This is a genomic window from Geodermatophilus obscurus DSM 43160, from assembly GCF_000025345.1.
Lineage (GTDB): Bacteria > Actinomycetota > Actinomycetes > Mycobacteriales > Geodermatophilaceae > Geodermatophilus > Geodermatophilus obscurus.
In genome coordinates this window covers 3,255,905-3,274,623 of record NC_013757.1, presented here as the reverse complement: position 1 = coordinate 3,274,623, position 18,719 = coordinate 3,255,905, and the positions used below count along the sequence as shown (strand labels likewise).

The 18,719-nt window shown below is 75.7% G+C and carries 18 protein-coding genes; 13 read left to right on the top strand and 5 right to left on the bottom strand.

The window, feature by feature from the left end; translation table 11 throughout:
• The first annotated feature begins 6 nt into the window (after positions 1 to 6).
• Genes def through GOBS_RS15240 form a run of 3 tightly spaced genes read left to right on the top strand, consistent with a single transcriptional unit; the run spans position 7 to position 2,854 of the window.
• A complete protein-coding gene (gene def / locus GOBS_RS15250; protein WP_012949157.1) occupies positions 7 to 540 on the top strand; it encodes a peptide deformylase in 534 nt (177 codons plus the stop codon).
• Positions 541 to 545: 5 nt separating this feature from the next.
• Positions 546 to 1,475, top strand: coding sequence for a methionyl-tRNA formyltransferase (gene fmt, locus GOBS_RS15245; RefSeq protein ID WP_012949156.1), 930 nt, complete (start codon positions 546 to 548; stop codon positions 1,473 to 1,475).
• Complete coding sequence (locus GOBS_RS15240; protein WP_012949155.1) at positions 1,472 to 2,854, top strand: RsmB/NOP family class I SAM-dependent RNA methyltransferase; 1,383 nt, start codon at positions 1,472 to 1,474, stop codon at positions 2,852 to 2,854. The genes fmt and GOBS_RS15240 overlap by 4 nt, the downstream gene beginning before the upstream one ends.
• A gap of 16 nt (positions 2,855 to 2,870) precedes the next feature.
• On the opposite strand, the gene GOBS_RS15235 is transcribed toward GOBS_RS15240, so the two are convergent.
• From GOBS_RS15235 to GOBS_RS15225, 3 genes are read right to left on the bottom strand one after another with little or no spacing between them, the layout of a single operon-like run.
• Positions 2,871 to 3,869 (bottom strand): hypothetical protein, encoded by a 999-nt coding sequence (locus tag GOBS_RS15235; protein WP_012949154.1) that lies wholly within the window; start codon positions 3,867 to 3,869, stop codon positions 2,871 to 2,873.
• Positions 3,866 to 4,513 (bottom strand): response regulator, encoded by a 648-nt coding sequence (locus tag GOBS_RS15230; protein WP_012949153.1) that lies wholly within the window; start codon positions 4,511 to 4,513, stop codon positions 3,866 to 3,868. Before GOBS_RS15230 ends, GOBS_RS15235 begins: the two co-directional genes overlap by 4 nt.
• Positions 4,510 to 5,874: a sensor histidine kinase gene (locus GOBS_RS15225; protein WP_166487417.1), complete on the bottom strand. Its 1,365-nt coding sequence runs from the start codon at positions 5,872 to 5,874 to the stop codon at positions 4,510 to 4,512. Before GOBS_RS15225 ends, GOBS_RS15230 begins: the two co-directional genes overlap by 4 nt.
• Positions 5,875 to 6,156: 282 nt before the next feature.
• On the opposite strand from GOBS_RS15225, the gene rpe reads away from it, so the two are divergent.
• From rpe to hisG, 7 genes are all read left to right on the top strand, one after another.
• Complete coding sequence (gene rpe / locus GOBS_RS15220) at positions 6,157 to 6,831, top strand: ribulose-phosphate 3-epimerase (protein WP_012949151.1); 675 nt, start codon at positions 6,157 to 6,159, stop codon at positions 6,829 to 6,831.
• Positions 6,828 to 7,904: a bifunctional diaminohydroxyphosphoribosylaminopyrimidine deaminase/5-amino-6-(5-phosphoribosylamino)uracil reductase RibD gene (ribD, locus tag GOBS_RS15215; protein WP_012949150.1), complete on the top strand. Its 1,077-nt coding sequence runs from the start codon at positions 6,828 to 6,830 to the stop codon at positions 7,902 to 7,904. Before rpe ends, ribD begins: the two co-directional genes overlap by 4 nt.
• Before the next feature lie 2 nt (positions 7,905 to 7,906).
• Entirely contained in the window at positions 7,907 to 8,533 is a 627-nt protein-coding gene (locus tag GOBS_RS15210; RefSeq protein ID WP_012949149.1) for a riboflavin synthase, read from the top strand.
• Positions 8,534 to 8,606: 73 nt separating this feature from the next.
• Entirely contained in the window at positions 8,607 to 9,914 is a 1,308-nt protein-coding gene (locus GOBS_RS15205) for a bifunctional 3,4-dihydroxy-2-butanone-4-phosphate synthase/GTP cyclohydrolase II (RefSeq protein WP_012949148.1), read from the top strand.
• A 73-nt stretch (positions 9,915 to 9,987) separates the two neighbouring features.
• Positions 9,988 to 10,512: a 6,7-dimethyl-8-ribityllumazine synthase gene (ribH, locus tag GOBS_RS15200; RefSeq protein ID WP_012949147.1), complete on the top strand. Its 525-nt coding sequence runs from the start codon at positions 9,988 to 9,990 to the stop codon at positions 10,510 to 10,512.
• A complete protein-coding gene (locus tag GOBS_RS15195; RefSeq protein WP_012949146.1) occupies positions 10,509 to 10,772 on the top strand; it encodes a phosphoribosyl-ATP diphosphatase in 264 nt (87 codons plus the stop codon). The genes ribH and GOBS_RS15195 overlap by 4 nt, the downstream gene beginning before the upstream one ends.
• Positions 10,773 to 10,908: 136 nt before the next feature.
• On the top strand, positions 10,909 to 11,775 hold the full coding sequence (gene hisG, locus GOBS_RS15190; RefSeq protein WP_012949145.1) for an ATP phosphoribosyltransferase: 867 nt from the start codon (positions 10,909 to 10,911) through the stop codon (positions 11,773 to 11,775).
• A gap of 202 nt (positions 11,776 to 11,977) precedes the next feature.
• On the opposite strand, the gene GOBS_RS15185 is transcribed toward hisG, so the two are convergent.
• The gene (locus tag GOBS_RS15185; protein ID WP_012949144.1) at positions 11,978 to 12,988 is read right to left on the bottom strand and encodes an oxamate carbamoyltransferase subunit AllH family protein; all 1,011 of its coding nucleotides are present in this window, start codon (positions 12,986 to 12,988) and stop codon (positions 11,978 to 11,980) included.
• A gap of 365 nt (positions 12,989 to 13,353) precedes the next feature.
• Between GOBS_RS15185 and GOBS_RS15180 the strand changes: the two genes are divergently transcribed.
• The 3 genes from GOBS_RS15180 (at position 13,354) to GOBS_RS15170 (ending at position 17,000) form a co-directional block, all read left to right on the top strand.
• Positions 13,354 to 15,210, top strand: coding sequence for a PucR family transcriptional regulator (locus GOBS_RS15180; RefSeq protein ID WP_012949143.1), 1,857 nt, complete (start codon positions 13,354 to 13,356; stop codon positions 15,208 to 15,210).
• Between the two features lie 121 nt (positions 15,211 to 15,331).
• Positions 15,332 to 16,075 (top strand): DUF5995 family protein, encoded by a 744-nt coding sequence (locus tag GOBS_RS15175; RefSeq protein ID WP_012949142.1) that lies wholly within the window; start codon positions 15,332 to 15,334, stop codon positions 16,073 to 16,075.
• Positions 16,076 to 16,241: 166 nt separating this feature from the next.
• Positions 16,242 to 17,000, top strand: coding sequence for an SDR family NAD(P)-dependent oxidoreductase (locus tag GOBS_RS15170; protein ID WP_012949141.1), 759 nt, complete (start codon positions 16,242 to 16,244; stop codon positions 16,998 to 17,000).
• A 67-nt stretch (positions 17,001 to 17,067) separates the two neighbouring features.
• On the opposite strand, the gene GOBS_RS15165 is transcribed toward GOBS_RS15170, so the two are convergent.
• Positions 17,068 to 18,666: a helix-turn-helix domain-containing protein gene (locus GOBS_RS15165; protein WP_243697510.1), complete on the bottom strand. Its 1,599-nt coding sequence runs from the start codon at positions 18,664 to 18,666 to the stop codon at positions 17,068 to 17,070.
• Positions 18,667 to 18,719: the final 53 nt, after the last annotated feature.

Genomic DNA, 18,719 nt, shown 5'->3' with positions numbered 1-18,719 from the left:
CGACCGGTGAGCGTGACCCCCATCCGGCTGCTGGGCGACCCGGTGCTGCGGACCCCTGCCGCTCCGGTCGTGGACTTCGACCAGGAGCTGCGCCGGCTGGTCGCCGACCTCACCGACACCATGTTCGCCGCCGGCGGCGCCGGGCTGGCCGCCCCGCAGATCGGTGTCGGGCTGCGGGTCTTCACCTGGTACGTCGACGGCGAGGTCGGCCACCTGGTGAACCCGGAGGTGACGCCGGTGGGGGAGGAGACCGAGGAGGGGCCGGAGGGCTGCCTGTCCATCCCCGGGTACACCTTCGACTGCCGCCGGCACCTGTACGTCGCGGCCACCGGGTTCGACCTGCACGGCGAGCCGGTCCGGGTCGAGGGCTCGCACCTGCTGGCCCGCGCCGTGCAGCACGAGGTCGACCACCTCGACGGCGTGCTGTTCGTCGACCGGCTGGACGCCGAGGCCCGCGCCGCCGCGCTCGCGGCCATCGGCGAGGCCGAGTGGGCCGGCGCCGGCGCGTGGGTCCCCCGCGTGGAGGTGAGCCCCCACTGAGGCTCATGTTCGCCGGGACGCCGGAGGTCGCCGTCCCCTCGCTGGAACTGCTGCTGGCCTCCGACCACGAGGTCGTCGCCGTCCTCACCCGGCCCGACGCCCGGTCCGGTCGCGGCCGCAAGGTGAGCCGCTCCCCGGTCGCCGAACGCGCCGACGCCGCCGGCGTCCCCGCGCTGCAGCCCCGCTCCCCGCGTGAGCCGGAGTTCCTCGAGCGGCTCGCGGAGCTGGCCGTCGACAGCGCGCCGGTCGTCGCCTACGGCGCCCTGGTGCCACAGGCGGCGCTGGACCTGCCGCGGTACGGCTGGGTCAACCTGCACTTCTCGCTGCTGCCGGCCTGGCGGGGCGCCGCACCGGTGCAGCACGCGATCATGGCCGGTGACGAGGTCACCGGCGCCTCGACCTTCCGGCTGGAGGCGGGCCTGGACACCGGCCCGGTCTACGGCGTGGTCACCGAGCCGATCGCACCGCGGGACACCGCCGGCGACCTGCTGGGCCGGCTCGCGATCAGCGGCGCCCGGCTGCTGCTGGCCACCCTCGACGGCATCCAGGCCGGCACGCTGGAGCCGGAACCGCAGCCGGTCGAGGGGGTCAGCCTCGCACCGCGCATCGATCCGGCCGACGCCCGCGTCGACTGGTCGCTGCCGTCCCACGTCGTCGACCGACGGGTCCGCGGGGTCACCCCCGCGCCCGGCGGGTGGACGACGTGGCGCGGCGACCGGCTCAGGTTGGGTCCGGTCGAGCCGCTGTCCACGTCCCTCGGCCTGGCCCCCGGCGAGGTCTCGGTGGGCCCCACCGGCGTGCTGGTCGGGACCGGCCGGGGCGCCGTCCGGCTCGGCGAGGTGCAGCCGGCCGGCAAGCGGCTGCTGCCGGCGCCCGACTGGGCCCGCGGGGCACGGCCGGCGCCCGGCGAGCGGTTCGACGGCGGCCCCTCGTGAGTGCTCCCCGGCGCGGCAACCGGCGTCCGCCGTCCCGCCGCTCCCGGCCGGTGCTCGACGGCGCGCGACTGACCGCCTTCGACGTGCTCGACGGTGTCTCCGGCCGCGACGCCTACGCCAACCTGCTGCTGCCGCAACTGCTGCGCGAGCGCGCCGCCGACCTCGGCGAGCGCGACGCCGCCTTCGCCACCCAGCTGGCCTACGGCACCCTGCGTGCCACCGGCACCCTCGACGCGGTGCTGGCCCCGCTGGTCTCCCGGCCGCTGGCCGAGCTCGATCCGCGGGTGCTCGACCTGCTGCGGCTGGGCGCCTACCAGCTGCTGGACCTGCGGGTACCGGCGCACGCCGCCGTCGACACGACCGTGGCGCTGACCCGGGCGATCGTCGGCACCGGCGCCTCCGGCCTGGTCAACGCGGTGCTGCGCAAGGTCGCCGCGGGTGGCGACCGCGCGGCCTGGGTCGAGCGGCTCGACGGGGACCGTGACCAGCGGCTGGCCCTGGTCACCGACCACCCGCGCTGGATCGTCGAGGCCTGGCGCGACGCGCTGCGTGACGAGGCCGAGGTCGAGCCCGCGCTGCTGGCCGACGACGCCGCCCCCGAGGTGCACCTGGTCGCCCGGCGGGTGCCCCGCGAGCAGCTCGCGGCAGAGTCCGGCGGGCAGCCCGGCCCGTGGTCGCCGTACGCCGTCCGGCTCGGCGGCGGTGATCCCGCCCGCGTCCCCTCGGTGCGCGAGGGCCGGGCCGCGGTGCAGGACGAGGGCAGTCAGCTGGCGGCCCTGCTGCTGGCCCGCGCGCCGCTGGAGGGCCCGGACGCCGCCTGGCTCGACGTCTGCGCCGGCCCCGGGGGCAAGTCCGGTCTGCTGGCCGCCGTCCGTCCGGAGGGGGTGCGCCTCACCGCGGCCGACCGCGCGCCGCACCGCGCCGAGCTCGTCCGCCAGGCGTTGCGCGACGAGGACGACGTCGAGGTGCTGGTCGCCGACGGGCGGACGCCGCCGTGGACGCCGGGCTCCTTCGACCGCGTGCTGCTCGACGCCCCCTGCACCGGCCTGGGAGCGCTGCGCCGCCGCCCCGAGGTGCGCTGGCGGCGCACCGCGGACGACGTCCCGCCGCTGGTCGAGCTGCAGACGGCGCTGCTGGACGGCGCGCTGGCCTCGGTCCGCACCGGCGGCGTGGTGGCCTACGTGACCTGCTCGCCGCACACCGACGAGACGGTCGCCGTGGTCGACGCCGCGGCCGCGCGGGACGACGTCGAGGTGCTGCCGGTCGCGCCGCTGTTCCCCGAGGTGCCGGGGCTGGCGCGAGGCGACTACGGGCAGCTGTGGCCGCACCGGCACGGCACCGACGCGATGTTCATGGCCCTGCTCCGCCGCACCCGCTGAGCGGACCGGCGCGCGCTCAGTCAGCGGCGGTGCTCGACGGACTCGCCGTCGGGCTCGCGGTCGCCTCGGTCTTCGCCTCTGTTTTCCCCTCGGTCTTCGCCTCTGTCTTTCCCTCTGCCTTGGCCGTCGGGGCCGGGGTCGCACTGGGCGAGGGCGTGGCGCTGCTGCCGCCGAGGTCGTGGTCCCCGTCGGCCTTGCCGTAGCCGTAGCCGTAGCCGTAGTCGTAGCCGCCACCACTGCCCCTGCTGCTCCCGCTGTCGTCCCCGTCCCCGTCCTGCTCGTCGTGCTCCTCCTCGTCCTCGTCCGGCTGCGACGGGGGCGTGGGGGAAGCGGTCGTGGCGCGAGCCTGCGGTGTCAGCGGTGCCGGTGCCTGCGGTGTCGCCGGTGCCGGTTCCGGCTGCCCGGGCGTTCCGCTCGCCGTCACGGGGCTCGCCGTGGGACCGGTCGGCGTCGCGGGGCTCACCGTGGGACCGGCCGGCTCCGCCGCGACGGGCGCCGGCGCGGCAGGGGCCGCGGTCGCCGGCGCCGGACGGCGGGGCGGCGGCGTGCTCGCCGGGGTGGCACCGGGCGACGGCCGGGCGGAGGACGGCCCGGTCGCGGGCGGCACCGCGGTGAACGGCTCGGGGGGCGCCTCCGCTCGCCGCTGCGGCCGGTCCGGCGGCGCGCGCTCCGGCAGCACCGCGGCCGGACCCTCCTCCGGTGGCGGAGGCGCCGCTGCACCCACGTCCGGCGCGGGGGCGTCCGGCTGCGTCCCGCCGCCCTCGCCCGCCTCGATGGCGGGACGGGCCGGCGTGCCCGGCGCGCCCAGCAGGGAGAACCCGGCCCAGGCCCCGGTGAGCGTGGCCGTGCCGATCGCGGCCAGCACGGCGATGGCCCCGGCGACCAGGGCCAGCCGCTCGGACCACCGCCGCGGGGCCGGTCGCCCGGTCGCGGCGTAGCGCAGCAGGACCGGGCGCCGCTGCGGGTCGGGAGGGGACCCACCGCGCCCGGGCCGGTGCCGGCCGGTACCGGTCATCCCGTGGTCCGGTGGGGAGGCTCGTTCGGACGCAGGCGGCGCTCGGCCCACAGCGCCGCCTGCGTGCGGTCGGTGGCGCCGATGCGCTGCAGGATGCGGGTGACGTGGGTCTTCACCGTGGCCTCGCTGATCCGCAGCCGCCGGGCGATCACCTTGTTGGGCAGGCCCTGACGGACCAGCTCCAGCACCTCCTTCTCGCGGTCGGTGAGCAGGTCGCCCTGACCGCGGTCGCGCAGGTCGGCGAGCACGGCGGCGGTCACCATCGGGTCGACCGGTGCGCCGCCCGCGGCGATGCACCGCACCGCGTCGAGGATCGACTCGCCGTCCTGGTACTTGAGCAGGTAGCCGTCGGCGCCGGCGACCAGGGCGGGCACCACGAGGTCGGGCTCGCCGAAGGAGGTGAGCACCAGCACCGGGGTCCGGTGGCCGCGCTCCCGCAGCACACGGATCACCGTCACGCCGTCCCGGCCCGGCATGGACAGGTCCAGCAGCAGCACGTCGGGGTCCAGCTGCTCGACCAGCTCCAGGGCGGTGTCGCCGTCCCCGACCGCCCCGACGCACTCCAGCCCGTCGGCGGCGGCCAGCAGGCTGGAGATGCCCCGCCGGACGACGGCGTGGTCGTCGACCACCAGCACCCGGATCACCGTGCTGCTCCGGCGGTCACGGCGGCGGTTGCCAACGGCACGGTCGCGACCAGCTGCGTGCCCTCGCCCGGGGCGCTGGACAGCGTCAGCGAGCCGCCGACGTCCACCAGCAGCTCCCCGAGCGCGCGCAGTCCGACGTGCCCGGCCGCGGCCCGCTCGGCGAGCCGCCGCTCGTCGAACCCCTGCCCGTCGTCCTCGATCTCCATCGTGGCAACCCCTTGGTCCTGCGTGACGGCGACCTCGACCGAGGTCGCGCGGCTGTGCGTGACGACGTTGCGCAGCGCCTCCTGGGCGCAGCGGTAGAGCAGTGCGGCCGTCGGCCCGGGCAGGTCCCGGGCGTCGTCGGCACGCACGGTGACCCGGATGCCGGAGCGGGTCAGCTCCTGGGCGAGCACCTGCAGCGCCGGGAGCAGCCCACCGCGGAAGCCGCCCCGGGCCGGGATGAGCGCGACGAGCAGGGACCGCAGGTCCTCGACCGTCCGGCGCACCCCCTGCGCGGTCCGCTCCAGCAGCTCGGCGTCCTCGGCGTTGCGGGGTGCGCCGCGCATCTGCGCGGCGTCGATCTCGAAGGCGAGTGCGGTGAGGTCCTGGACGGTGTGGTCGTGCACCTCGCCGGCGATCCGGCGCCGCTCGGCGTCCGAGGCGTCCACGGCTGCCTGGAGCAGCGCGTCCTCCGACTGCCGGGACCGGCGCAGGTTCGAGGCCAGCCGCCAGGCCAGCGGCACCTGGAGCACCTGCAGCAGCGCCAGGGCGCCCAGCGCGGCCGGCGCGAACCGCATCCAGGTGCGTTGCGCGAGGTCGGTCACCTCGGTGTAGCTCTCGTGGAACTCGACCAGCAGCGGGGTGCCGTGCACGTCCTCCACCCCGACCCAGGCCACCAGCACCCGGCCGCTGCTGTGACCGGCGACCACGCCCGGGTCCCCAGGGTCGGCCGCCAGCGAGGCCACCGAGCCGGTCCTCAGGGCGCGGCGCGCGTCGGCCGGCAACGCGTCCGTCCGGCCGACGACGCTGCGGTCGTCGGCCCAGAGCACCTGCCCGCTGCTGGAGCGCACCCGGACGGCGACCACCGGGCCGGCCTTCACCAGCGCGTCGACGTGGGTGCGGAGGTCCGCGGTCGGGCCGGGGGGCAGGCCCGGGTCACCGTCCAGGGCCGGGGTGAGCGTGGCGGCGGTGACGCGGGCGAGGTTCTCGAACGACCGCGTGCCCTGTTCCACACCGGCGCGGCGGGCGAGCACCCCGGTGAGCAGGGCCAGCGCGAGCGTCACCGCGAGGCCGGCACCGGTGAACCAGGCAACGGAAGCGGCGACCGAGGCGTCCCGTCGCGCTCGGCGTCCCGCCGTCCGCCGTCTCAGCCGGCCCACGGTGAGCACCATAGGGAGGCACAGTTCCGTATCGGGCGTCTCGGAGCGCGGTGCGGTGCCGAGCAGGCGAAATGGCTGGGCGCGCACGGGGGAGCAGCACGGACGGCGATGCCTCCGCCACCGTGCGGGACGGGACCCGAGCGCGTCCGGACGACGACCACCGCCTCCCGCCTGACGGGGGCCGTCCGGTTGCACGCTGCCCCCCACGGTCCAGGGGTTCGAGGTCGGCGTACCGCCGCTCCCGCACGGGACGGTGATCACGCCCGCCTAGACTCGGCGGACGTGTCCCGGAGCCCGCTGATCGCGCCCAGCCTCCTGTCGGCGGACTTCGCCCGGCTGGCCGAGGAGTCACAGCGGGTCGCCGACGCCGACTGGTTGCACTTCGACGTCATGGACGCGCACTTCGTGCCGAACCTGACCTTCGGGCTGCCGGTCATGCAGGCGGTGCAGGCGGTCAGCCCCGTGCCGCTGGACTGCCACCTGATGATCGAGGACCCCGCGCGGTGGGCACCGGGCTACGCGGAGGCCGGCGCGCGCAACGTCACGGTGCACGCCGAGGCCTGCACCGACGACCCGCGTGCCGTCGCCCGCGACCTGCGCGCCGCCGGGTCGCTGGCGGGCCTGGCGCTCAAGCCCGGCACCCCCCTGGAGGAGTACCTCGACGTGCTCCCGGAGTTCGACACCCTGCTGGTCATGACCGTGGAGCCCGGCTTCGGCGGTCAGCGGTTCCTCGCCGAGACGCTGCCCAAGGTGCGCCGCGCGCGCGAGCTGGTCGACACCGGGCACCTCACGCTGCTGGTCGAGGTCGACGGCGGGATCAACGCCGACACCATCGAGCAGGCTGCCGCGGCCGGTGCCGACGTGTTCGTCGCGGGGTCGGCCGTCTACGGCGCCGACGACCCGGCGCGGGCGATCGCGGGCCTGCGCGCGCAGGCCGCTGCGGCGCGGCAGGGGTGACCGTCTCCGCGGCCGAGCTCTCCGCCATGGCCCGGGCACGCGAGCTGGGCGCGGGCGTCCTCGGCACCACCAGCCCCAACCCCGCGGTGGGCGCGGTCGTGCTCGCCGCCGACGGGACGCCGGTGGGAGAGGGCGCGACGGCACCGCCCGGCGGCCCGCACGCGGAGGTCCGGGCGCTGGAGCAGGCCGGCGAGCGGGCCTGCGGCGGCACCGCCGTCGTCACCCTCGAGCCGTGCGCGCACACCGGCCGCACCGGTCCCTGCGCCGACGCGCTGCTCGCCGCCGGCGTCGCCCGCGTGGTGGTGGCCGTCCCCGAGCCCACGCAGCTGGCCGGGGGTGGGGCCGCACGGCTGCGCGCCGCCGGCGTCGAGGTCGAGCTGGGCGTGGCCCAGCAGGCCGCCGAGGAGGGCGCGCTGGGCGCGTGGCTGACCGGCGTGCGCGAGGGGCGCCCGTTCGTCGTCTGGAAGGTCGCCGGCACCCTCGACGGGCGGGTCGCCGCCGCCGACGGCAGCAGCCGCTGGGTCACCGGCCCGGACGCCCGCGCTGCCGTCCACCGGCTGCGGGCCACCTGTGACGCGGTCGTCATCGGCTCGGGGACGGCGCTGGCCGACGACCCGCAGCTGACCGTCCGGGACGCCGACGGCCGGGACGCCGCCCGTCAGCCGCTGCGCGTGGTGCTCGACCGCCGCCGCCGTCTGCCGAGGACGGCCCGGGTGCTCGACGACGCCGCTCCCACGCTGGTCAGCACCGCCGCCTCGCCGCGGGAACTGCTCGGCGAGCTGTTCGCCCGCGACGTGCGCCGGGTGCTGCTCGAGGGCGGCCCGACGCTGGCCGCCGCCTTCCTGCGCGACGGCCTGGTGGACGAGGCGGTGGTGCACCTGGCGCCCAAGCTGCTCGGTGCCGGCGCCCCCCTCGTCGGCGACCTGGGAATCACCGGGATCGGCAACGCGCTGACCCTGACGGTCACCGGCCTCACCCACCTGGGCGGGGACGTGGAGATCCGGCTGCGGCCCACCCGGCACACTGGGGACCGGCGCGTCGCGGACCACCACGGCGCGACCGGAGGGAGTTGAGCGTGTTCACCGGCATCGTCGAGGAGATCGGCACCCTGCTGGCCCGGGAAGGGCTCGGGGAGGCGGACGGGGAGGCGACAGCCGCCCGGCTGCGCATCCGGGCGCGCACCGCGCTGGAGGGCGTGGCGCTGGGCGACTCCATCGCCGTCAACGGCGTCTGCCTCACCGTCACCGGATCCGACGGCGAGGAGTGGACCACCGACGTCATGGCCGAGACCCTCCACCGGAGCAGCCTGGGCGCCCTGGGCGCCGGCGACCCGGTCAACCTGGAGCGCGCCGTCACCTCGCACACCCGGCTCGGCGGGCACCTGGTCCAGGGCCACGTCGACGGCGTGGGCACCGTCCTCACCCGCACCCCCGGCGAGCACTGGGAGGTCGTGCGGGTCGGGCTGCCGCCCGAGCTGGCGCGCTACGTCGTCGAGAAGGGCTCGATCACCGTCGACGGGGTCTCGCTGACCGTGAGCGCCGTCAGCGCCGCCGACGACCCCGAGCCGTGGCTCGAGGTCAGCCTCATCCCCACCACCCTGCGCGACACCACGCTGGGTGCCGTTCCTCCCGGGAGCCCGGTCAACCTGGAGGTCGACGTGATCGCCAAGTACGTGGAACGCCTGTTGGGAGCACGCGCGTGAGCGAGCCGGTGAGCCCGGGCAGGGACACAGCACCCGTGGGCACGGAGCCGACGAGCGCCAGCGAGGAGGGTTCGTGACCGCCACCATCCGCCTCGACACCGTCGAGGACGCCATCGCCGCGGTCAAGAGCGGCCGCCCGGTCGTCGTGATGGACGACGAGGACCGCGAGAACGAGGGCGACCTCATCTTCGCCTCCGAGCTGGCCACGCCCGAGCTGGTCGCGTTCATGGTCCGCTACACCTCGGGCTACATCTGCGTGGCCGTCTCCGAGGAGGACGCCGACCGGCTGGACCTGCCGCCGATGTTCCGGGTCAACCAGGACCGCCGGGGCACCGCCTACACCGTCACCGTCGACGCCCGCGAGGGCGTGACCACCGGCATCTCCGCTGCCGACCGGGCGCACACCATCCGGCTGCTGGCCTCGCCGGAGACCGACTCCACCGACCTGGCCCGCCCGGGGCACATCGTGCCGCTGCGCGCCCGCGACGGCGGCGTGCTGCGCCGGCCCGGCCACACCGAGGCCGCGGTCGACCTCGCGGTGCTCGCCGGGCTGCGCCCCTCGGGCACGCTGTGCGAGGTGGTCAGCGAGAAGGACCCGGTCGGCATGGCCCGCGGTGACGAGCTGCGGGTCTTCGCCGACGAGCACGACCTGTGCCTGATCTCCATCGCCGACCTCATCGCCTACCGGAAGCGCTTCGACAAGCTCGTCGAGCGGGTGGCCGAGGCGACCGTGCCGCTGGCCCCGGGCACCTTCACCGCCGTCGGCTACCGCAGCTCCTACGACGAGCGCGAGCACGTCGCCTTCGTCTACGGGAACGTCGGCGACGGCGAGGACGTGCTGGTCCGGGTGCACTCCGAGTGCCTCACCGGCGACGTGTTCGGCTCGCTGCGCTGCGACTGCGGCCCCCAGCTGCAGGCCGCGCTGGCCGCGGTGGCGCAGGAGGGCCGCGGGATCGTGCTCTACATCCGCGGGCACGAGGGCCGGGGCATCGGCCTGCTGCACAAGCTGCAGGCCTACCAGCTGCAGGACAGCGGCATCGACACCGTCGACGCCAACCTCGACCTCGGCCTGCCCGCCGACGCGCGCGACTACGGCACCGGCGCGCAGATCCTCGTCGACCTCGGTGTGCACACCATGCGGTTGCTCACCAACAACCCGGCCAAGCGGGCGGGGCTGGAGGGCTACGGGCTCAGGGTGACCGGCCGGGTGCCGCTGCCCAGCCACGTCACCGCGGAGAACCTCGCCTACCTGCGCACCAAGCGCGACCGGATGGGGCACCTGCTGGACATCATCGAGCCGGAGACCGAGTCCGGCCCGGCCGACGCCGCGACCGTGCCCGGCACCGACGTCCCGCTGCGCCAGACGGAGCAGCAGCTGTGAACGTCGTGGGTCCACCGATGGGCACAGCAGCGGTCCCGCGGACGCGGCCGACCAGCGCCGGCGAGGAGGTCACGTGAGTGGGAGGGGCGCACCGGAGGCGCAGGCGGTCGACGCCACCGGGCTGACCATCGGCGTCGTGGCCACCACCTGGCACGCCGAGATCACCGGCGCGCTGCTGGACCGCGCGGTCGCCGCGGCGGTCGCCAGTGGGATCCCGTCGCCGACCGTCGTCCGGGTCCCGGGCGCCGTCGAGCTGCCGGTGGTCGCCCAGGCGCTGACCGAGCGGCACGACGCCGTCGTCGCGCTGGGTGTGGTCATCCGGGGTGGGACGCCGCACTTCGAGTACGTCTGCGACGCGGTCACCGCGGGGCTCACGCGGGTCGCCCTCGACGCCGGCACGCCCGTCGGCAACGGCGTCCTCACCTGCGACACCGAGGAGCAGGCGCGCGACCGAGCGGGCCTGCCCGGCTCGGCCGAGGACAAGGGCTGGGAGGCGACCGTGGCCGCCCTGGCCACCGCCCTCACCCTGCGCGGCCTGCGCGGGCCTGCGGGGCCCACCGGCTTCTCGATCCGACCGGCCGACGGGAGCCGCGCGTGAAGACCTTCGACCAGCTGTTCGCCGAGCTCTCGGCCAAGGTCGCCGCCGGTGACCCGGCGTCGGGAACGGTCACGGCCGTCCGCGACGGCGTGCACTCCGCGGGCAAGAAGGTCGTCGAGGAGGCCGCCGAGTCCTGGATGGCCGCCGAGCACGAGGGCGCCGAGCGCACCGCCGAGGAGGTCAGCCAGCTCCTCTACCGGGTCCAGGTCCTCATGCTGGCCCGCGGGCTGACCCTGGACGACGTCTATGCCCACCTCTGAGAGAGGGCCCGCCTGCCCCCCACCGTGGAAGGACCCCGTCCTCCTCACCCCTCGCACGCTCGGGGTGAGCCTCCGGACGGAGCCAGCGGCGGGACCCTGCAGGAGGGCCGAACCCCGACACCGAAGGAGTCCGTCCGTGCTGCGCATCGCCGTGCCCAACAAGGGTGTCCTGAGCGAGCCCGCGGCCGCCATGCTCACCGAGAGCGGCTACCGGCAGCGCCGCAGCACCAAGGACCTCGCCGTCTACGACCCCGACAGCGACACCGAGTTCTTCTACCTGCGGCCCCGCGACATCGCCGTCTACGTCGCCGCCGGCACCCTCGACGTCGGCATCACCGGCCGGGACATGCTGCTGGAGACCGCGCCGGCCGTCGGCGAGGGCGCCGCCGCGGTGGAGGTCATGCCGCTGGGCTTCGGCCGCTCGTCGTTCCGCTTCGCCGCCCCGCTGGAGTCCGCCATCGAGACCGTCGCCCAGCTGGCGGGCAGGCGGATCGCCACGGCCTACCCGGTGCTCCTGCAGCGGTACCTCGACGAGCAGCGCATCGCGGCGTCGGTGGTCAAGCTGGACGGCGCGGTCGAGACCGCCTGCCGGCTCGGCGTCGCCGACGCCGTCTGCGACGTGGTCGAGACCGGGACGACGCTGCGTGCGGCCGGGCTGCACATCATCGGTGAGCCGGTGCTCACCAGCGAGGCCATCCTGGTCCGGCGGGCCGGGGCCGAGGAGATCCCGGCGGTGGCGCAGCTGCGCCGCCGGCTGCGCGGGGTCCTGGTCGCGCGGCAGTACGTGATGCTCGACTACGACTGCCCCAACGACCTGCTGGAGAAGGCGACCGCGCTGACCCCGGGCCTCGAGGGGCCGACGGTCAGCCCGCTGCAGACCGAGGGCTGGTCGGCGGTGCGCGCGATGGTCGCCCAGACCGACACCAACCGGGTGATGGACGAGCTGTGGGAGCTCGGCGCCCGCGCCATCCTGGTCACCAGCATCCACGCCTGCCGGCTGTGAGCGGATGACGCTGCTGGGTCAGCCGTGATCATCAGCGGGTGGTGACCGCTGTCGGCGTGTGGGACAGCCACTCGCGGATGATCACGGGCCTGGAGCCCCGAGACACGAGAGCCCCCGTCCGGCCGGACGGGGGCTCTCGCACGTTCCGTCGGGTGGCCCGTCCGGAGGCTCGCCGCGAGCGATGAGGAGGACGGGTCCTTCGTCAGCGGGGGCGCATGGTCCGGTCGACGAGGTCGATCGCGGTGCACAGTCCCAGCGCCATGGCGCGGCCGCTGGTGGCGCCGGTGGCGAGCAGCCCGTCGATCGCCGGAGCCAGCGGCCGCTCGCCGACCAGCCCGTGCAGCACCGCGGCGTACTCGGTGCTGACCCGCCCGGCAGCGGCGTGCCGCAGCAGCGCCCGCGACAGCTCCGTCGTCCGGCCGGCGGCCAGCGCGGAGACCGCGACGGAGAACCGCTCGGCAGCGGGGTGCCCCAGCAGGACCAGGCCCGCCATCGTCCCGGCCATGACGTCGTCCCCGGCCGGGGTGAGCCCCGGGCCGAGGCCGATCAGCCGGGTGGCCGTGCGCAGCGCGGCGTCGAGGTCGGCCCGGCGGACGGCGCCGCGCAGGGCGGCCAGCGGGCCACCGGGACCGGCCGGCAGGCCTGGGAGGGTGAAGGCGCTGTGCGGCACGCCCTCGCCGTAGAGGGCGTTGCGCAGCTGGCGCACGCCCTCGGGCAGCAGGGCCGGACGCGGGCGCGGCAGCCGGGGGCGCGGGTCCCACCAGGCGGCGGCGCTGACGGCGAGGTCGCCGACGACGATGCGCCCGCCGCCGACCTCGGCCGGCGCGTCGGGCGGCAGCGCCACCAGCGGTCGGCTGTTGCTCGGGCGGAAGAGCACGCAGGCCAGCGGGAGCCGTGCGGCGTCGTTGGTGAGGACGCCGACGACGTCGCCGCCGCGCTCGGTGGACACCTGCAGGTAGACGGCAGCGGGGACGCTGAACAGGACGCGCGCGGGGCGGACCGGGCCGCGCAGGAGGTCGGCGACACCGGTGCTCGCGGAGGCGGGCACGGCGGTCGCGGCACGGGCGGGGGGAGCGGTGCGCGCGGTCGCCTGGGCGGACTCGCGCGGCAGGGGGATGGTCGGGAGTCCGGCCCGCGCGGCGTGGCCGCGCGGGGGCGTCTGAGCCCCGGGGCGGCTCCCGCCCGGGCCTGCGGTCTGGTCGATGGTGCGCATGGCGACCTCTTCACGCTGGAGACCACGGGAGGCGCCGTCGGTTCGAGACCCCCCGCCCAGGCCCTGCCCCAACCGCTGGAGGGGCTGGGCGGCACCCTGGGAGGGGAACCGGCCTACCATCCACCGGGCGGGGTGGAACCGGGTCTCGAACCTAAGCGGCGCGTCGCACGCCCAAGTATGGCGGAAGTCGCCAAGAATGGGATGTCGCGTCCAGGCACTCCTGACAGAGTGCCGAGGTATGACCGTGTGCATCAGCAACTGAGAAGGTGAGCGTCGTGACCCAGGGTGAAGCCTCGCTCATCGTCCCCACGCTGGGTGAGGGCTTGGTCTCGTCCCGGCGTCACTTGTCGACAGCGGAGGCGTCGGTGACCGAGAGCCGCGGTGAGCGGCCCAGCTGGCAGGAGCGGCTGGGTCTGACCCTGGCCGAGGCGCTGCGGCTGCCCGGCCTGGCGGGGACCGAGGTCGTCGCCGGGGACGGGGGACTGGACCGCGTCGTCCGCTACATGGTGGTCGACGACCCCGCCGACCCGCTGGCCGTCGCCGGCCCCGACGTCCTCGTCGTCCTCGGCGCGCGGCTGCCGCCGGCCGACGCCGCCAACTGCCGCGCGCTGGTCGAGCGGCTGGACTCCATGGGCACCGCGGCGCTGGCCTACCGCCAGACCGAGGCGCCCCCGCCCGTGCCGGCCGACGTGCTCACGGAGGCAGACCGTCGCGCGCTGCCGGTGCTCGCGCTGCCGGCCTCCGTGCGGATGGGCGAGGTCCTCTCCGAGGTTCTCGGCGCCGTCATCGGCAAGCAGAGCGAGGCGCTGGCGCTGTCCAACCGCATGCACGACCAGTTCATCGACGTGGCGCTCAGCGGCGGCGGCCTGGCCGAGGTCACCGAGCAGCTCGCGCACTCGCTGGAGGGCGCCGCCGTCCTGGGCCTGGGACCCGACCGGGAGATCGTCACCAGCGCCGGCCCGCGTGAGGACGTCGCGGAGATCAGTGACTGGCTGTGGCTGCTGGACGCCGAGGCCGAGGACGAGATGGCGATGATGGCGCCGTCCCGCCGGCTCTCGGGCCTGCGCGCCGACCAGATCGTCGTCACCCCGGCCGACGTGCTCGCCGACGCCGACCTCTCACCGGCCGACGGCATCCTGCTCGTCCCCGGGCACCACGAGCTGCCGGGCGGGGTGGGGGAGTACGCGGTCGCCCCGATCATGGCCGGCGACCAGCGGCACGGCTGGCTGGTGGCGGTCCACCGGAGCGGGCCGATGCTGGTCGGCGCCGGTGCGGTGCTGGAGCGGGCGGCGGTCGTCTCGGCGCTGTCGGTCATCCGCCAGCAGGCGGTGCACTCGGTCGAGCTGCGCTTCCAGGGCGACCTGGTGCGCCGGCTGGTCGCCGGGGCCCTGCGGCACACCGAGCGGGCGCTGGCGCAGACCCGCTCCTTCGGCTGGCGGCTCGACGGCCCGGTCGTCGTCCTGGTGACCGCCACCGAGACCGCCGCCGACCCGCAGGCCGACCCGACCCGGGCCCTCGACGTCCTCGACCGGCTGGCCGACGGCTGGCGCGCCGCCCTGGAGACCGAGGTCTCCGGCGCGGCGGTGGCCGGCCTGTCGACCGAGATCGTCACCGTGCTGCCGCTCGACGGGCGGACGCCGGAGGAGATCACCTCGCTGGTGACCGCGGTGACCGGGCGGGTCAACGCCCGGGTGCGCCGCGTCGGGCGGGTGCTCGGCACCGGCATCGGCCGCCCGGCCGGCTCGCTGTCGGCGCTGGGCGAGGCGCACCAGCAGGCCTCCCGGGCCCTCGGTGTCGGCCAGGAGATCCACGGGCCGCAGGCGGTCACGCACTTCGACCAGCTCGGCGTCTTCCGGCTGCTGTCGCTGATCCCGGACAGCACCGAGCTGCGCAACTACGTCGACGAGGTGCTGGGCACCCTCGCCGACGCCGGCGACCCGGACTCCGCGGACCTGCGCGAGACGCTGCGGGTGCTGCTGGAGACCAACCTCAACGTCGCGGAGTCCGCCCGGCGGCTGCACTTTCACTACAACACGATGCGCTATCGGATCGGCAAGCTCGAGCGGCTGCTCGGGCCCTTCACCACCGACCCGACGCTGCGGCTGAACCTGCTGCTGGCCCTGCACGCTGCCCGGATGCGCGGCCTGGACCAGCCGCACCGCCCACCGGTGGACGCCGCGATGACGCTGCCCCCGGACGACGGCCTCGACGCGCTCATCTGACGAAGGACCCCGTGAAGGACCCCGCTGCCCCCCACCACTCGCAGGCTCGTGACGGGACCCTGCACCGGGGCCGTCCGACCGCTCGCATGCTCGCGGCGGGCCCCTGCAACGGGGCCGCGGCATGACCGAGGCCGTCGGTGCGCTCGTCGCGCACATGGAGGAGCTGCTCGGGTCGCTGGAGGCCGACCGCGACCCCGGCCGCTTCTTCCTCGGCGTCTACCTGCGCACCACGCAGGCGGTCGGGGCGGCGATCGACGCGGGCGCCTTCGAGGACCCGGCCTGGGTCGAGGAGTGGGACGTCGACTTCGCCGGCCTGTACCTCGACGCGCTGACCGCGCACCGCCGGGACCCGGCGTCCGCGCCCCGGCCGTGGCGGCACGCCTTCGGCGCGCGGCCGGACCTCCCGCCGGAGGCGCACGTGCTGCTCGGCATGAACGCGCACATCAACCTCGACCTGCCGCAGTCGCTGGTGCGGGTCATCCCGCCGGCCGGGTTCGACGACCCGGCGACGTCGGACCTCCGCCGGCGCGACCACGAGCGGATCGACCGGGTCCTCGCCTCCCGGGTCGCCGCCGAGGACGCCGAGCTGCACCGCGCCGGGGGACGACGGACCCGCCTGGACCGGCTGCTGGCGCCGGTCAACCGGACCGCCAGCCAGGTCTTCCTGCGCGAGTCCCGGCGGAAGGTGTGGGCCAACGCCCGGCAGCTCGACGCAGCGCGCCGCCGGGGACCGGAGGCGCACGCCCGGCGGCTGGCCGAGCTGGAGACCGTCGCCGCGGCCCGGGTCGACGACCTGCTGCGGCCCGGTCCGGTGCTGGTGCGGCTCGCCGTCCGCGGTTTCGGCGTCACCCTGCCTCCGGGCTGAGCTGCTCCGCGCTGCCGGGACCAGCGGCATCGTCGAGGCTGGGGCGACGGCCGCGCCCGGCGGCCACTCGAGGAGGTCGTCGCATGAGCGTCGGGAAGACGACGGGCGAGCGAGCATCGCAGCGAGCGCCAGCGAGCGAGGGGCGGAACGAGCCCGGAGGTGAGCAGTGAGCGAGGTCGCCCGCCCGCTGTCCGGCAAGGTCGCGCTGGTCACCGGCGCGTCGTCGGGGATCGGGGAGGCCACCGCCGTGGCCCTGGTCGAGGCCGGTGCCGCCGTCGCCATCGGGGCACGCCGACGGGACCGGCTCGACGACCTCGCCGCGCGGCTTTCCGACGCCGGCGGGAAGGTCGTCCCCCTCGACCTCGACGTCACCGACGAGGCGTCCTGCCGCGACGCGGTCGCCCGCACCCGGGCCAAGCTCTGCGGGCTCGACGTCCTGGTGAACAACGCCGGCGTGATGCTGCTGGGCACGATCGTCGGCGCCGATCCCGAGGACTGGCGGCGCATGCTCGACACCAACGTGCTCGGCGTGATGTACCCGACGCACGCCGCGATCGACGGGATGCTCGAGCAGGGCTCGGGCGACATCGTGAACATCTCCAGCACCGCCGGCCGCACCGCCCGCGCCGGAGCCGGCGTCTACAACGCCAGCAAGTGGGCGGTGAACGCCTTCAGCGAGTCGCTGCGCCAGGAGGTGACCGCCCGGGGCGTGCGGATCTCCCTGGTCGAGCCCGGTGCCGTCGAGACCGAGCTGCGCTCGCACATCACCCAGCCCGAGGCGAAGGCGGCCGCGCTGGCGCACTCCGAGGGCATGCGGTCATTGCGACCCGAGGACGTCGCCCGCGCGATCGTCTACGTGGTCACCCAGCCGCCGCACGTGGCGGTCAACGAGGTCCTGGTCCGCCCCACCGACCAGGAGCGGTGACGGACCGGAACGGCCGCCCTCCAGGGGCCCGCGCCGAGCGTGCGAGGCGTGGGGGGAAGGGTGGTCCTCAATCGTGGAAGACCTCGATGCGGGCGCCCATCTCGACCAGCCGCTCGTAGAGCTGCTCGTAGCCGCGGGCGATGATGTCGACGTTGCGCAGCACCGACGTCCCCTTGGCCGCGAGCATCGCCAGCAGGATGCACACCGCCGGGCGCAGCGCCGGCGGGCAGACCACCTCGGCGCTGGACCAGTGGGTCGGGCCGGTCACCAGCACCCGGTGCGGGTCGAGCAGCCGGACGTCGGCACCGAGCCGGGTCAGGTCGGACAGGTGGATGGCCCGGTTGTCGTAGACCCAGTCGTGGATCAGCGTCGAGCCGGTTGCCGCGGCCGCGATGACGGCGAAGAACGGCAGGTTGTCGATGTTGAGGCCCGGGAACGGCATCGGGTGGATCTTGTCGATCAGCGCCTTGAGCTCCGACGGGGAGATGGTGACGTCGACCAGCCGGGTGTGCCCGTTGTCGGCCAGGTACTCCGGCGACAGGCGGTAGCGCAGCCCCATCTCGGCGAGGGTGGCCAGCTCCACCTCGAGGAACTCGATCGGCGCCCGGCACACGGTCAGCTCCGAGTCGGTGACGATGCCGGCGGTCAGCAGGCTCATCGCCTCGACCGGGTCCTCACTGATCGTGTAGTCGACGTCGGCGTCGAGCACCGGCTTCCCGTGCACGACGAGGGTGGTGGTGCCGAGCCCCTCGACGCCGACGCCGAGCAGCTGCAGGTACAGGCAGAGGTCCTGGACCATGTAGTTGGAACTGGCGTTGCGGATGGTCGTCGTCCCGTCGGTGCGGGCCGCGGCCAGCAGCGCGTTCTCGGTGACGGTGTCGCCCCGCTCGGTCAGCACGATGGTGCGGTCCGCCGTGCCCGGCGCGGTGACCGCGGCGTGGTAGCTGCCGCCGCGGGCCTCGACCTCCAGCCCGAAGGGGCGCAGCGCGATCATGTGCGGCTCGACGGTGCGGGTGCCCAGGTCGCAACCGCCGGCGTAGGGCAGGTCGAACGACGGCGCCCGGTGCAGCAGCGGGCCGAGGAACATGATGATGCTGCGGGTCCGGCGGGCGGCGTCGGCGTCGATGCCGGCGAGGTCCAGCTGCTCGGGGACGACGAGGGTGAGGTCGCGGCCGGCCGTGTCCCAGGTCGCCGAGACGCCGATCGAGCGCAGCACGTCGAGGATCCGCTCGACCTCCACGATCCGGGCCACGTTGCGCAGCGTCGTCCGGCCGCGGTTGAGCAGGGCGGCGCACAGCAGCGCGACGGCGGCGTTCTTGGAGGACTTCACGGTCACGCTGCCGCGCAGCGGCACGCCGCCGGAGACCCGCAGGTGGGTGGGGCCGGACGGGCCGACGCTGAACAGCTCACGCTCGAGCGCCTCGGAGAGCCGGCCGAGCAGTTCGAGGGTGAGGTTCTGCCCGCCCTGCTCGATGCGGGCGACGGCGCTCTGGCTGGTGCCGAGCCGCTCGGCGAGCTGCTGCTGGGTGAGCCCGCGGTGCCGCCGGGCGTCGCGGACGAGCATGCCGATGCGCTGCATGGCGCTGGACTCGTGCGCCGGGCCGCCGGCGCTGACCTCGTGCGCCGGGGTGCCGGCGCTGTCGGTGGTGGGTTCGGTGACCGTCACGAGCGGTCACGGTATCTCGCATGTGAGATGCCGCGGCTCCGCCACGCCGCGAC

Coding starts and splice junctions, on each gene's coding strand:
- GOBS_RS15235 (WP_012949154.1), bottom strand. CDS start 3,869: ATGACCGGTACCGGCCGGCACCGGCCCGGGCGCGGTGGGTCCCCTCCC.
- fmt (WP_012949156.1), top strand. CDS start 546: ATGTTCGCCGGGACGCCGGAGGTCGCCGTCCCCTCGCTGGAACTGCTG.
- GOBS_RS15175 (WP_012949142.1), top strand. CDS start 15,332: ATGACCGAGGCCGTCGGTGCGCTCGTCGCGCACATGGAGGAGCTGCTC.
- GOBS_RS15185 (WP_012949144.1), bottom strand. CDS start 12,988: ATGCGCACCATCGACCAGACCGCAGGCCCGGGCGGGAGCCGCCCCGGG.